The organism is Comamonas sp. (genome assembly GCF_009360615.1).
GTDB lineage: Bacteria > Pseudomonadota > Gammaproteobacteria > Burkholderiales > Burkholderiaceae_C > Comamonas.
The window spans coordinates 105,674-119,137 of the sequence record NZ_SPEY01000017.1 but is presented as its reverse complement, the minus strand read 5'-3'; the positions used below and the strand labels follow the sequence as shown (position 1 = coordinate 119,137).

Annotated in this window: 16 protein-coding genes; 13 read left to right on the top strand and 3 right to left on the bottom strand. The window is 34.8% G+C overall.

From position 1 onward, the window contains the following. Positions 1-6: 6 nt before the first annotated feature. The 8 genes from E2583_RS04000 to trbC all read left to right on the top strand — a co-directional run bounded on the left by E2583_RS04000 (position 7) and on the right by trbC (position 7,032). Complete coding sequence (locus tag E2583_RS04000) at positions 7-1,182, top strand: hypothetical protein (protein WP_291593388.1); 1,176 nt, start codon at positions 7-9, stop codon at positions 1,180-1,182. After that, entirely contained in the window at positions 1,175-1,918 is a 744-nt protein-coding gene (locus E2583_RS03995; protein ID WP_291593386.1) for a hypothetical protein, read from the top strand. The genes E2583_RS04000 and E2583_RS03995 overlap by 8 nt, the downstream gene beginning before the upstream one ends. A gap of 180 nt (positions 1,919-2,098) precedes the next feature. Continuing rightward, positions 2,099-3,097: a ParM/StbA family protein gene (locus tag E2583_RS03990; RefSeq protein WP_194596748.1), complete on the top strand. Its 999-nt coding sequence runs from the start codon at positions 2,099-2,101 to the stop codon at positions 3,095-3,097. A gap of 4 nt (positions 3,098-3,101) precedes the next feature. Further along, complete coding sequence (locus E2583_RS03985) at positions 3,102-3,548, top strand: hypothetical protein (protein WP_291593384.1); 447 nt, start codon at positions 3,102-3,104, stop codon at positions 3,546-3,548. A 6-nt stretch (positions 3,549-3,554) separates the two neighbouring features. Beyond that, on the top strand, positions 3,555-4,289 hold the full coding sequence (locus E2583_RS03980) for a DsbC family protein (RefSeq protein ID WP_194596746.1): 735 nt from the start codon (positions 3,555-3,557) through the stop codon (positions 4,287-4,289). Between the two features lie 16 nt (positions 4,290-4,305). Beyond that, positions 4,306-4,941: a type-F conjugative transfer system protein TraW gene (gene traW / locus E2583_RS03975; protein ID WP_194596745.1), complete on the top strand. Its 636-nt coding sequence runs from the start codon at positions 4,306-4,308 to the stop codon at positions 4,939-4,941. Beyond that, positions 4,925-6,154, top strand: coding sequence for a TraU family protein (locus tag E2583_RS03970; RefSeq protein ID WP_227592124.1), 1,230 nt, complete (start codon positions 4,925-4,927; stop codon positions 6,152-6,154). The genes traW and E2583_RS03970 overlap by 17 nt, the downstream gene beginning before the upstream one ends. A gap of 2 nt (positions 6,155-6,156) precedes the next feature. Then, positions 6,157-7,032: a type-F conjugative transfer system pilin assembly protein TrbC gene (trbC, locus tag E2583_RS03965; protein WP_194596744.1), complete on the top strand. Its 876-nt coding sequence runs from the start codon at positions 6,157-6,159 to the stop codon at positions 7,030-7,032. A gap of 201 nt (positions 7,033-7,233) precedes the next feature. Here the strand turns inward: trbC and E2583_RS03960 are convergent, their stop codons facing one another. After that, positions 7,234-7,686 (bottom strand): hypothetical protein, encoded by a 453-nt coding sequence (locus tag E2583_RS03960; protein WP_194596743.1) that lies wholly within the window; start codon positions 7,684-7,686, stop codon positions 7,234-7,236. A gap of 57 nt (positions 7,687-7,743) precedes the next feature. Here E2583_RS03960 and E2583_RS03955 point away from each other — a divergent pair, with 57 nt between their 5' ends. Continuing rightward, positions 7,744-8,259 (top strand): hypothetical protein, encoded by a 516-nt coding sequence (locus E2583_RS03955; protein WP_291593378.1) that lies wholly within the window; start codon positions 7,744-7,746, stop codon positions 8,257-8,259. Between the two features lie 130 nt (positions 8,260-8,389). Here E2583_RS03955 and E2583_RS03950 read toward each other — a convergent pair whose 3' ends face one another. Then, positions 8,390-8,758, bottom strand: coding sequence for a hypothetical protein (locus tag E2583_RS03950; protein WP_291593376.1), 369 nt, complete (start codon positions 8,756-8,758; stop codon positions 8,390-8,392). Between the two features lie 100 nt (positions 8,759-8,858). On the opposite strand from E2583_RS03950, the gene E2583_RS03945 reads away from it, so the two are divergent. The 4 genes from E2583_RS03945 to E2583_RS03930 are packed head-to-tail and all read left to right on the top strand — an operon-like array spanning position 8,859 to position 11,855. Continuing rightward, positions 8,859-10,310 carry a tetratricopeptide repeat protein gene (locus E2583_RS03945; RefSeq protein ID WP_291593374.1) on the top strand — a complete coding sequence of 484 codons (1,452 nt, stop codon included), beginning with the start codon at positions 8,859-8,861 and terminating at the stop codon, positions 10,308-10,310. Further along, a complete protein-coding gene (locus E2583_RS03940; RefSeq protein WP_291593372.1) occupies positions 10,307-10,870 on the top strand; it encodes a hypothetical protein in 564 nt (187 codons plus the stop codon). Before E2583_RS03945 ends, E2583_RS03940 begins: the two co-directional genes overlap by 4 nt. 9 nt (positions 10,871-10,879) lie before the next feature. Continuing rightward, on the top strand, positions 10,880-11,461 hold the full coding sequence (locus E2583_RS03935; RefSeq protein WP_291593370.1) for a hypothetical protein: 582 nt from the start codon (positions 10,880-10,882) through the stop codon (positions 11,459-11,461). Position 11,462: 1 nt separating this feature from the next. Further along, on the top strand, positions 11,463-11,855 hold the full coding sequence (locus E2583_RS03930) for a hypothetical protein (protein WP_291593368.1): 393 nt from the start codon (positions 11,463-11,465) through the stop codon (positions 11,853-11,855). On the opposite strand, the gene E2583_RS03925 is transcribed toward E2583_RS03930, so the two are convergent. Next, entirely contained in the window at positions 11,852-12,808 is a 957-nt protein-coding gene (locus E2583_RS03925) for a hypothetical protein (RefSeq protein ID WP_291593366.1), read from the bottom strand. The two genes, E2583_RS03930 and E2583_RS03925, sit on opposite strands and share 4 nt — an antisense overlap. Between the last annotated feature and the right edge of the window lie 656 nt (positions 12,809-13,464).

The window sequence follows — 13,464 nt, the reverse complement described above, 5'->3', positions numbered from 1 at the left end:
TTCTTAATGCAATTCGAAAACCTTTTAAAATCCGAAGGTTTTTATCTAAAAAAATCATTCGATGACACCTCGAAAGGGGGGCGGTTTTTTAAAGATGGCTATAAGAACAAGGCTTTTGGTCGCTATAAATATGTTGATGGTCACTTAACGACTTCTGGCAATCCTATGATCATTTGGACATTGTTTAGTGTAGTTGATAAAACAACTGGGAAAGAGGTATCTAAGCCACAAACCAATTACTTTTGGTATGAACCAAAAGATAAATCAATATCGAAAAATAAGCCAAAATTTAATGAGGCAGAATATAAAAAAAACATAGCTGAGAAGGAGCGCAGAGAACGCGAGTTGCAGTTAAATTTAAGCAAGAAGGCATTAGAGGAATATTTATCATTAAAAGATGAAAGAGCTGATCCAGATCAACAGAAATATTTGCAAAAGAAAGGTGTTCCTGCGGGTAGGGGCTTAATTATTTGTAAACAGGACCTAAAAATTGGCTCTTATTACAATCAATTTAAAAAAGAACACAAGGATAAGGATTACTTTTTTATTCGCAAAGGAGATTTATTAATTCCGGCTATAAATCTTGATCTTCAATTTGTTACTTATCAGAGAATTACTGATCAGGGTGTAAAGCTTCAACGTATAGATATTTCAACGGTGGGGGCTTTTTATTGTTTGGGGGATTGGAAAAAATCAACAAAACGTATCTATCTCTGTGAGGGTTATGCCACGGGTTATAGTTTGTATCTTGCAACGGATGGGGTCATCTTTGTGTGTTTTGATGTTCACAATATTGGGGTGGTTCTAAAGCTGCTTAAAGAAAAGTTTGCGCACGTAGAAGTTATTATATGTACTGATAATGACCGTAAAAAACAAACTAAAGTTGGACTTTACAAAGGATTTGAATACTCCTATCTACACAACTCACCTTTCATTTTTCCTGTATTTCCAGATGAAGAAAAATACTCAAATGATAGTGATTGGAATGATTTATCAAAATTTATGGAATATTCACACATAGGCTCAATGATTGAAAATCAAATCAAATATTTCTATGAAAATGGAAAAAATACATGTATTCAACGTGTTGCGAAGAAGAATGGAATATCCGGTGATGATTTGAGGGAGTTTGCAAAAAATAATAATTTATTATTTAAAACTATAGATTTGTCTTTTGTTTGATAATATTATTTTAATATTATTGAATAATTATTTTGGACTTTATATGAAAAAAATATTGCTCTCTGTAATGTTGGTGGCAACTATGGGGACTTTTACTGGTTGTCAGGCAATTGAAAAAGCTTCTTCTGCGATTTCAACAGCCATATCGAAACAGCAAGAAGATTTATATAATAATATGGCAAATACCAAAATTCGTGATGCCTTTCTATATACAACGCGAGATGAAAAAGGAACATTTGAAATTCATTTGGCAAAACCATTGATTGCTGCAAATTTTCAACTTAAGTCTAAAGATCGTGGCACTATTTTTTTGCGCCGTGATGTGAATCATGAAGGTAATGCTCAAGAGGCATTACGCCGTATTAGAACTAACTCTTATAATTCTGAAAAAGACTTGCCGGCAAAATACTTTGTGGACCAAGCAAAGGCACAGGGGCATGAAGTACGTGTATATAAGAGTTATATAAGTGGTAGGGTTAATGCGGGTTTACGTCAGGAAGTTGTAGAATTTAGCGGTGCAACAAATACATTCGATAATGATCCGGTTTTTGTTGAATATGATAAAAATGGTCGTGCAGTTGCGATCATGACACGAACATGGCAAACAGCAGAGAACGTGGGGGCTATGAATGTACTCTTTACAAATATTTACTTCGCACGAGATGGCTTGACATGGTTTGAAAACACCTTCTCTAACACATATCTTGATGGTGCTTTGCTGCGTGTTTATCGCTAAATAAATGAAATTTATAAAGGGTCCTAGATGGACCCTTTTTTATTTATCAATAAATTAATATTTATTTAACATTTTATTTATTATTGGAAATAATAAATACAATATATTATTATTAGAATTATTTAATTTCTATTATTTTTATAATAGTTTAATTCTTGGATTGTTACGGAGCGATGCAAATTGGCAAAAATAAATCCGAAGGAAGTAGTGGTTGGGCTAGACGTTGGTAGAAGTGGCGTTAAGATTGCATTTCTATTTAATAATCAAGTAAAAACCCACTTTATTCCATCAGTGGTTAGTCCTGCACGAAAGTTAACCTATGATGCGAACCCTAAAGTCACCCGTGAAAACACTATTGAAGTTGATGGTGAGGAATTTTTTATTGGTGAAACAGCTATAGAGCAAGGTGCAAGTCAAACAGTCGGTTTAGTTAGCAATTGGTTGGAAGGTGTGGAGCATAAAGCCCTTCTTATACGTTCTAAGACATACCTTAAGTCTTATGGAGTAGTGCCAAAAATGATTGTTGCAGGATTACCTGTTAATACTTTCGAATCAAGCTCTGAGTTACTTTTTAAACAAGTCAAATCCGTATTCAATTGCGCAGTCTTACCAGTACCACAGCCGTGGGGCGTTTTTCAGGATTGCTTACTAAATGATGAAGGTCGATATAAACCAAACGGCACAAGTGCTGCTATGAAAAAGTTTGCAGTAATTGATGTTGGACATTTTACGACTGACATTTTACTGATGAATAATTTTCAATGGATTCAGGAAAGTTCAGGATCAAGTGTTGGGATGTATAAGGCAGTTAGCGAACTGCAAAATAAACTCAATGCACAAGGCACATCCACAACTTTGATCGAATGCCAAGAAATTATGCGCACTGGCAAATTAAAAGAGTTTGGTGAAACTAGAGACGTTAGCGATCTAGTTAAACAATCTGTTCCGATGACAGTTAGTACAGTCGTGCAGGATGTTAAAAATTATATTGGAAATCAGGCGCGGACAATTGATCACATCATTATCGCCGGTGGAGGATCAGAGTCAGTATACAACGAGCTTAAACAAATCTGGAGACAATGTGAGTTGGCGGAGAATGCTCGTTTTTCCGTTGCAATTGGTATGAGGAAATTTGGTATTTCTCAAGCTTTAAATGATCCTTCTAGCATCGCGGATTAAGCTTATGAAATCGAAGGAAGCCAAGATAATCATTAGAGGTGATTCAGACCCAGAAATTCTGAAATGGGTGAATACACTTAAGTATGGTGCATTTCCAAAAATAATGATTGAAATCCTTCGGTGGTACAACAGGAACGGATTATTAGTTAGGGGCGGAGCTAATGCTCCAGATTTATTGCCACCCAAAATACCCCTTAACCAAGAATCAATAGACTCACGTATGTTAAGCGAGATTTTGGAGATCGTTAAAGATAATCACCGCATTCTTCAATCTGGAACGTCCGTCCCACCGACTGAAATACAAGAGCAGAGTGTTAGTAATCAGTCCAATTCATTTCAAGAAGATGATGGAGCCGAATCAAATTCGGATTTAAGACCAGAACCGGTTATTGAGTCACAAGATGATTCAGCCCAGATACCAGTAATGTCAAATTTTAAAATTTATAAGTGAGTATTTATGAAAACTTTCAAAAAGTTACTAATTGGTTTGACTTTATCAGCATCCGTTGTATCTGCGAATGCTGATATTGCGACTTTAAAGGCAAATTTAAAAAAGAATTATCCCGCAACTAAGGTGGCTTCTGTAGACGAAACTCCCATAAAAGGTGTCTATGAAGTGGTTCTGGGTAAAAATCTGGCATATACAGATGAAACTGGCGAATTCTTTTTATTTGGTGACATTATTCGAATGAAAGATCAATCTAATTTAACTTCTCCTAAACGTGATGAGTTAAAGAAAATTGATTTCAGTTCTCTACCTATTAAAGATGCTATTACTTATAAGAGAGGTGATGGATCACGGAAATTAGCAGTATTCAGTGATCCTCAATGTCCATTTTGTAAACGTCTCGAACCAGAATTGATGAAACTGGATAATGTTACGATTTATGTATTCACAAATCCTTTAGTAAGTCTCCATCCAGACGCAAGAAATATTTCTAAAAAGATTTGGTGTTCTAAAGACAAGCAAAAAGCTTGGAGAGAATATTTGGTATCAAGTATAGAACCAACATCAGATGGTATGTGTGAAAATCCAGTTGATTCCAATGTTCAATTATCACGCGAACTCGGTTTTGATGGTACACCTATGACGATCTTAGAAGATGGGTCCGTGGTTGCGGGGGCTGTATCTGCCGGAGAGCTTGATTACAAACTGGATAAAGTAGCAATTTCTAAAGCGAATAAGAAATAAGATTAGGGATATAAAAATGCTTAAACCCAGATATAGAAATATTCTATTGGTTATCGGTGTTAGTGCTAGTTTTTCCTTTAGCCACTCTGTACTTGCTAAAGACTTTGGTACCTACGGTGATACATATCCCGTTGCAGAGATTAATTTTATTGAAGCTATCCAAGGTAAGTTGCAAGGCATGATTGATTCTGGTGAATGGGAAACCTTCAAACAGAAATATATTCAAGAAACTATGGAAGGGTTTAAGCGACCGAAAGGCACGGAGCTACCTCACGCCAAGTCAAACAAAACTCGATTAGTTGATCCTTCAATTATTCTTGAAATGGATATTCAAATGCCAGACGGGAAATATATTGCGCGAAAAGGAGATTATATTAATCCACTTAAGCAAATGGGTATCTCACATCCTATGGCATTCATTGATGGTGATGATCCAAAACAGGTTGAATGGGCTGTAAAACTACGTGAAAAAAACCCAAAAACATTCATCATTTTAGTAAGCGGTAATTGGTATGACTTAAGCGTTAAGCACAAATTTCAGTTTTGGTTTGATCAAACTGGCGAATTTATTAATCGTTTAGATATTCAAAAAACGCCAAGTTATGTAACGCAACAAGAAATGAGGTTGAAAGTAGATGAAATCGCTCTTTAATTTTAATGTGGCGATTGTATACGCCATAAAAGGAATTTGCCGTTATACGAAAAATTTTCTCTCAGCTTGTTTGCTTATTATAAGTGCCTTGGTATTAGTGGGTACCACAAATGCCTATGCTGAGGAGAGTGGAAGTACGAAACAAAATCTTGTTTGTACTGGAGAATTTACGAATCCAATTACAGGTATGTGTTGGAGCTGTATTATGCCTATTGGAATATCGAGCATTTTTTACAAAGGCGGTCAAGATGGGACAAAGGATTTAACAGGGTGGAAACAGTACCTTTGCACTTGTGATCTGTATATCGGCGTTCCTATAAGTTTCTACGAGCCGGCGCGTGTGATGGATGTAACAACCAAACCCTATTGTATGGTTGCACTTGGAGGGGTTTCGTTCGCTGATACTGGTTCATTCACAGGAGATACTGCGGGATTCGTTGGGCAAGAGGAAGATCAACAGCATACAAGCACATTTTTCCAAGCTCACTACTACATTAATCCGGTGATGTATATCATTGGACAAATGTTGGATAACTCTAAATGCTTTGAACAAAAAGGGTTTGATGTCGGATACCTAACCGAAGTTGATCCATCTTGGTTGTTGGCTGAGTATGCAAACTTGCTTTCACCAGACGGGTACTTATACGGAACACTTCCTGCGGTCTTAGCTTGTACTGGAGATTGTGTAGCTGCCACTGCGCATTTTGGCATAGCTCCACTTCATTGGTGTGTAGGATGTAATGGTTTGATGTATCCAATGACGGGTAAAATTGATGGATCAGTATCTACAATGGACTCGAGCGGTGTCGTCATGTTGCGATTATTGAATAAGATGCATCGTGTTGGAATTAATTTGAGCTATTACGGAAACAATGGACTTTGTGGCGGTTATCGTCAGTTGCTTATGAATAAGCGTCAATACAAATATAGTATGACTTATCCTGTAAGTCAGACTAAATCTATTGCAAAAGCTATGTCACAGGCAATTGCAGGCTCGAATTCTAGTACTGGTGGTGAAACTGGAGCTGTAAATGATGGAGCGGGTATAGCAGATGTTGAAATGAAAAAATCAAAGCAATGTTGTCAGCCATTCGGTCGCACAACTCTTATTTGGGGTACAGGACGTTACTATCCAGTAAAAGGTGAAGATATGTCTTTCCAAATTTACCGTAAGAGAGATTGTTGCCAAAAAGTGTATGGATATGGTGATTAAACATGAAAAAACATAAAAAATCGTTTTTGGCTCTAATAATGTTATTAGCAGCTATGGAAATTCATTCTGCCCCTGTAGATCAAAACAGAGCAGTTGGCACAAATGTTAAAGATTTAAAATCCACTGGTTATATTGATATAGAACGAGTGAGACGAGAAAATCCTGTACCAAATGTAGATTTAAATCAGCAACAGAAAGAAGCCACCAGTGTACTTGAGCGCGTAAAAATTGCAGAAGGACAAAAGCTACCTGATCCAGTAGCTAAACGTCTTGAATTGGGTCAAATAGAAGTTCCTCCTCAAACAACTCCTGATTATATAAATGATAAAAAATTGAAAAATCAGGTGGGACAAATTGATCTTGAGAAAATAGCCAAACAATATAATGAGGCTCTTTTGAAAGACAAAAGTTCGCAAAATGGGCAAGGGGGACAAAGCGATTTTACGACTGGTAGAGCCTACCTATTCATTTCATCATCGATGCCTAAAGAAACATTGCAGGCATTATTGAATGATGCGGGAAAACTTGGTATAGCTGTCTTTCTGAATGGAAATATTGGTCCTGATCCTTTGAAATTTGCAGGTACTCAAGCTTTCATGAATACGATGGACATTAAAACTCCGCCTGAACTATTTATACATCCTGATGCTTTCAAGATGTTCAAAATTGATCGTGTGCCTGCATTGGTTGTTGCAGCATCGCATGTTCAAGATAACCTTGATGAGCAAGGCTGCGCCGCACCGACTGATTATGACATCATGCGTGGGGACCTGAGCTTGGCAAGTAATATCCGAAAAATTTTTGAAAATGCGTCAAGTCCTGATATTAAAGATATAGCAAGAGGTTATATGAAGAATATATCACCAACATATCAATAATTTTAGCTCCCTAGTGGCATTCCAAAATCTTAGGAATGTCACTAAAAGTTTTAGCTAACGACAAAAAAAAGAGTAAAAAAGCAAAAGGGGGTAAGTTGTAAATTATAGAAATGGATGGTCCATAAAATCGAAAGAATCGATATAAAAAAGAAATTTGGTCCAACAATTACATTTCAGAACTATAAATCGGCGGTCCGATAGTTATTGACAAACAATAGGGTGTAAAGCTGTATTCATATCGAAGTCTTGGTCAGTACTTTCATTAATTTGTTCTTTGAATTTCCCCGTCTCATTGTCTATGCTTAGAATTTTTTTAACAACTGTTTTTTTTGCTGCGCAATTCATTTCAACATTCAATACTATTCTTCCATCATCCAAATCATATTCGTCAATTTTGTTATCAGAAGATACGGGAGTGGGGTCGAAGTTTTGAGTAGTTTCTGATGTAGACACGCCCGTTAAGAGTAAACTAAAGGTGCTTTTATTCCCTTTTCGTTTAATGGAATTTTTCAGCACGTAAGCGTTGAAAGTATCATATCCGGATGTTTGAGATGATACTACAGGAATTAAGTTTGCATCGACTTGTGCTTGAGCAAAACTGAGAAGCGGTAGAGTAGAAAAGGCAAATAGCAAAAAACCAATTTTATTCTTCATAGATGTACTGCAATAATGTGGTATATTGTCTATTATTTTATATTAATTTGATAACTCATGCGATATTCAGATGAATTTATTGATGAAGTGGTAAAAAGTTATCTTAGAACCAAGAACAAAAGCTTCGTCAGTAAAAAGTATAACATTAATCTTCATACAGTTAGGTATTGGATAGAGCGTTATGAAAGTGATTTAAAAATTAAAGATTATGCAAAAGAGTTGGCTGAAAAGGCTGTCGTTCTAGCGTACTACGATGAAGTAAAAAGTTATGATCTGGTTGCAAAAAAATTCGATTTAGAACGGAATGAAGTTAAAAAAATACTTGAAGATTATCGGGATGAAATATTTTACTTAACACCAAAATTTAGAGAAATAAAAGCAGAGTTTAGAAGACTATTGCCTTTTTTTACAAAGGTATATGAGAAAAATCACAGCCTAATGGTATTGGAGAAAGTCTTACTTATTGAAATGTATTTAGGGCGAACAGATGATTATCTTTTAGAGAAATATAATCCTCCATCCCATTTATTAGATAAAGTCAGAAAATCGATGAAAGGTTTTGATGAGAGTTGATTGACAAATATTTTTTAATGTTTAATAATCTATAGCGGATGCAGTAGATTAGCCGTAAAGGTTTGACCTTACTTCAACCAAAGTTGATGGATCATTAAATTGATCGAAGCCCATTTTCATAATGGGTTTTTTAATGCCCGCCATATTCTTCTTCTGTTAAAAAATAAAAATTTACGACATAGGGAACTATGCTTTTAACTGCAATCCCTTGCTTTAAGTATGGTGAAAACCTCGCATAACGCATTTCATTTTCTATTCTTTTTTTTACCAAAGGATTGATACCATTAACAAAATAGACTTTTTCAACATATCCCTCATTGGTTATGAGCAATTTCACAAGCAGAGAATGAGGAAATTTACTTGAATCCTGATCTGGAGTGATTGTAATTGTAGGGGCATAAAGCACCGTTACTTCTTTATCGAAATTTATCGGTGCGGCATAAGCGGAAATAGTTAGTGTTGCTGCAAAAAATAAGAAAAAGAGATTTTTAAAACACATACCACGATCCTAATTTTGTAAATATAGTTTATTAAAACATTATAATAAAATTTATGTATTATAATAAATATTAAATTAATATTCTTTATTAAGTGGTTTTATGAAAAAGTATTTATCAATAGTTCTTTCCTCTCTAATGTTTTCAAGTTGTACCACTCCAAATTTGTACAATAGTTCGATGGAGGATGCAGCTCCGACTGTTGTTGAAAATTTCGATCAAGTTCAAGTAGATGACGTTAAGGAACCCGAAGAAGAAATACTTGTCGATAATGGATCAGCAGAATACTTCTATAAACTCGGCGTTAAGTATGAAGAAGGTAAAGGAGTTGAAGTCGATCTTACAAAAGCTGAGCAGTTTTATCAAAAAGCCATTGATCGTGGATCAGTGGATGCGATGAATGCGCTAGGTGTTATTTTTTTAGGTAAAGGTGACTACGATAAAGCAAAAAACTTCTTTGAAAAATCCGCTCTTGAGGGAGATGAAATAGCAAATTTTAATCTTGGAAACCTGTCCTTTATTGGTTTCAACGGTAAGGAGAACAAACAAGCTTTAAACTTCTATCAAAAGTCCGCAGACAAAAAATATTCTCCGGCTTTTGTTGCGTTGGGTGATATGTACGCGATGGGGAAAGGTGTTACTCATGATGTAAAAAAAGCTGAGGAAAATTATTTAAAAGCTGCTGATCTTAACGATGATCTAGCTATCGATAGACTCTCGCTGTTATATCTTCTGCAAGACGGTATGGAAGTAGAATCTGATGACACAGAAAATTCCATTAAAACAGTTCAATTGTTTCAGCGTGTTGCAGAGAAAGGCAATGCAAAAGCAATGTACGTCCTAAGCTTGTTATATCAAAATGGATTTTATGTAAAAGAAGATAATAATAAGTCAATTGAATATCTAAAGAAATCTGCTGCATTGGGCTACCCAGAAGCAGAATATTCATTAGCATATTTATATTTAACGGGTATGTATGTCGAAAAAGATTATAAAAAAGGCGTGCAATTAATGACAAATGCAGCCAATAAGAATTTACCAGACGCACAAAACAACATAGGTATGCTTTATTTAAAGGGAGAGTTGGTACCAAAAGATTTGAAGCGAGCAAAAAAATGGCTAGAACAAGCCTCAGCTAACGGAAGTGCAATGGGTGATTACAACCTTGGTGTTATTTATGAAGCCGGAATGGGAGAAAGCATTGATAACCAAAAAGCAGGGCAACTTTATCTTAAGTCTGCTGATAATGGATATTTGCCTGCATTCGCTAAAGTTGTAGATATGTATGCAACTGGAACGAAGGGCGTTTTAAAAGACAATGTAAAAGCAAGAGAATGGTTGGACCAAGCAATTGATAAAGATGACAGTGATGCAATGCTTCTAAAGGCTAATGCATATTTCTATGGAAATTATGGATATGCAAAAGATATGGCTCTTGCAAAGGAGTGGTTGGATAAAGCGAAACAAATGGACAATCCCAAAGCATCTGCTGTTGAAAGCAGTTGGAAGCGATCTGAAAGGTTTGTAAAATTGCAGGGATCATTTAAAAAATGATTAGTGGAAAGTTTCATATATCTCAATTCGAACCACAAATATCCGACTTGGTAAGCTTACAAGGTTTTGCAACTGACTTAAATGAGTGTCTGATAAGCCTTGGTCTTAGACAAGATGTTGCGCGGGTACTGGATGCTGAATTTTCAATTAATATGGGGGTGTTATGCACCTCACTTACCCTAATGGCTACTGAGAAAAAGGTTGATTCAGATTGGAGGTTTAGTCAATTTGGTATTTTATATATTGTTAATGATAATGAGGTTTTTACTGTTAAAGGAAAAGATGATCAGATATTTAAATTTAACCATACAGAGCTTTCATTACTTATTCCTATCCTAGCATGTAGGGAGAATATTTTAGGGGCTTTAATACAAGGGTTTAAAAACCCATTTAGAATGTCACTTTTTTATCAAAACTTTTTACTTCATATTATGAAATCTTTAGAAGGAAATATTGTTGATCAAGATAAAATATTATTTTTTTTAGATTACCATAAGCGAGATGATTATAAAAAGCATGAAGCTTTTTTTAATCATTATCTTGATATAGATATAAAGTAAGGTGGAATAGTGAGAATATTTTTTTTTGAAGATAAGCATCAAAGCTTTATTGCAGGTGTTACTTATTCTCTAGCATTTAATAGTATTGCCATTTTGATTCTTTTGATCACTTATGGTATAGCAAGCCTATTTAACTTCGGTAAATTGGGTTTCTTTTTCTTTGTTCTCTATATTATAAATATTTCTTATGTTAGTAATCAGCTTTATATTCTGATTGCATCATTTTTTGCTAATGCACCATCATATAGGTATAGGATGGATTTGGGTGCATTGTTTGGTTATTTGTTTTTTACAATTGCAACTGCATGGATAGCATTAAGAAAATTTGATTTGGTACCGATAACCAAGGAATCATATTCTACCTTAGTTTTATGTGGTTTTTTTTCTGTTGTTTTTACTGCAAATACATTTATTTGTGATAATAAATCTTTGTGTGACATCTCTTTAACTTATAATAAAAATGAGGTTAACAATAAAGTATTTTATTTAGAAGAAAGAAAATTAAAGTATTTAAATATCTTTTGGATAGCATGCGTAGCATTGATATGGTTGGTGTTCTATATTTTTATGCGTTTTGGGTGGTGGATGTGAAATGTCAAATAGAAGAAAAGATATATTTCCCGATGATTACTTACTATATAGTAAAGATCAAAGATTAAAAATTAAGGAAAAAAACAATGATTTATTACTCTATTATATTCGCTTAGCATTAGAAGCAGAACCTATGCTAAGCAGCTTAAAATGTAAGGCAAAAGGAGTAGAAAATTTTTTAAATATAGCCGGCGTGAAAGTCTTATGTGTTGATTCGTATATTGATAATAGTTCTGGAATAAGTATTTGCGATTGTTCCACAAAGAAAGAATTAGTATTCATTAAAACAAATAGTGTACTTATTAACAAACTTTATGATCTTTATTACTCAGGTAAATTCTCAGCTTTGGGTGGACCTGCGGCTGAGAACATACAAAATACTTTCACATTTTAGAAAACAGAATCAGGACTATGAGGGAATGCCCAATCAGCTTTTTGGATAACCCTAGATTCATTATAAAGAGGAATCGTGAATACAGGTGAAACGTAGGCAACGGGTTTGTCTAGTGTGAGTATTTGAATCTGAAAACGACCTGACGGCGTTTTAAATAATTCCAGTGTTTGCTTAGCCGGTATATAAAAATACCGAATAACCATTGGTTCGGTTGACTCAGTAAATTGAACGATAAGTTTTCCAAAAACAGCAGTAGGATGCGGATTCTGTATAACTATCGATCCTTGACCATCAGTAGTTTGTGGAAGGGTGGGTATTAGTCCGGCTTCGATTGGAAATACACTGCCATCAGGGGCATGAATTAAATTTGCTTTCTTGAATAAGTTTGGATCAGGGTAAAGAACATTATTTCTAATCTCCGTTGCTTTAGCAATGAGGTTGATTTGTTGAGGAGGAGACTTAGGTTGTTCTTCTGTTGGTTTTTTTTCAGCTTGAGTCGTTTGCTCTTGGTTATTGGTGGTATCTTTACTTTTTGAAAAATTTAAAAAATAAAATGCAATTAAGCAAGCAAAGAGGCTGTAGAAGATAAACTTAGGTGCAGAGCTAGTACCTTTTCCTTTAATTCCAATTGTTTTTTTTCGGCTTAATTCTCTTTCTTCATTTATTTCTTCAATATTGGCTTCGTCATGAGGGGATAGATTCTCTGCTACACGAATATTTTGGTTTTTTGTATTCTTTAACCGTAGGTCCTCATCCACCATATTTTTAGTGTTCTGATTGGTCAAAACGTCATAGGCACTATGAATACTCGAATATAGTTCGGCTTGTTTTTTTGAGAATTTCTCAATCCCATCAAACTCACGCACTCTAATTGCAAAAGCCTTCTCGACTTCTTCAACGGTCGAGAAGTCTTCAATTTGTAAAACTTCGTAAGGATTTAATGGTTTAGACATTGGGTTGCCTTTGATTAGATTTTTAATAATAAATATTAAATTAATATTTTATAAATATAAAGACAAAAAAAGGGCTGTATCGATAATACAGCCCTTTTTACTCCATCCTTTATAGAAAGGGGTTGTGACTACGACAACAAACGGAGTTCACCAAAACATTGGCTAAATAATTATATTATTTTAATAACCTTTATACAAATAGATATTTATAATGTTATTATTCGGATAATGTTTGATTGGGGGCTGATTGTGAAAAATTTCCTTTTAAGAACTAGGGACTTAAAGTTCATGTCATTACTTTTATCCTTAATTTTTTCAATATGCTTCGCAAGCATCCTAATTTTATCAGATTCTTTGAAGCTTACGACTTGGTTGGGTTGGTTGTTGGGAATAGGTGTGGTAGGCATTATGCATCTTCACATTAAATCTTTTTTTTCAGTAGAAGTTTCTGACTTAGGTTTTTACTATTCACGACTGTATGGGATGTATTTTGCATTCATCTGTACCAGTTTGGTATTTATAATTATATTATCCTTCAATACAAAACATTTAAGTTCATTGAGTGGTTTTATCATGCTATGTGTGGTTTTTTGCTCGGGTTTTTTTAATTTTTTACGTGACAACTTTGCAGACCAACAACGAAAGCACTTATTAGC

Bases quoted from the DNA above. Each gene is read 5' to 3' on its own strand.
- E2583_RS04000 (WP_291593388.1), top strand. From the start codon at position 7: ATGCAATTCGAAAACCTTTTAAAATCCGAAGGTTTTTATCTAAAAAAA.
- E2583_RS03985 (WP_291593384.1), top strand. From the start codon at position 3,102: ATGAAATCGAAGGAAGCCAAGATAATCATTAGAGGTGATTCAGACCCA.
- E2583_RS03980 (WP_194596746.1), top strand. From the start codon at position 3,555: ATGAAAACTTTCAAAAAGTTACTAATTGGTTTGACTTTATCAGCATCC.
- traW (WP_194596745.1), top strand. From the start codon at position 4,306: ATGCTTAAACCCAGATATAGAAATATTCTATTGGTTATCGGTGTTAGT.
- E2583_RS03970 (WP_227592124.1), top strand. From the start codon at position 4,925: ATGAAATCGCTCTTTAATTTTAATGTGGCGATTGTATACGCCATAAAA.
- trbC (WP_194596744.1), top strand. From the start codon at position 6,157: ATGAAAAAACATAAAAAATCGTTTTTGGCTCTAATAATGTTATTAGCA.
- E2583_RS03960 (WP_194596743.1), bottom strand. From the start codon at position 7,686: ATGAAGAATAAAATTGGTTTTTTGCTATTTGCCTTTTCTACTCTACCG.
- E2583_RS03955 (WP_291593378.1), top strand. From the start codon at position 7,744: ATGCGATATTCAGATGAATTTATTGATGAAGTGGTAAAAAGTTATCTT.
- E2583_RS03950 (WP_291593376.1), bottom strand. From the start codon at position 8,758: ATGTGTTTTAAAAATCTCTTTTTCTTATTTTTTGCAGCAACACTAACT.
- E2583_RS03945 (WP_291593374.1), top strand. From the start codon at position 8,859: ATGAAAAAGTATTTATCAATAGTTCTTTCCTCTCTAATGTTTTCAAGT.
- E2583_RS03940 (WP_291593372.1), top strand. From the start codon at position 10,307: ATGATTAGTGGAAAGTTTCATATATCTCAATTCGAACCACAAATATCC.
- E2583_RS03930 (WP_291593368.1), top strand. From the start codon at position 11,463: ATGTCAAATAGAAGAAAAGATATATTTCCCGATGATTACTTACTATAT.
- E2583_RS03925 (WP_291593366.1), bottom strand. From the start codon at position 12,808: ATGTCTAAACCATTAAATCCTTACGAAGTTTTACAAATTGAAGACTTC.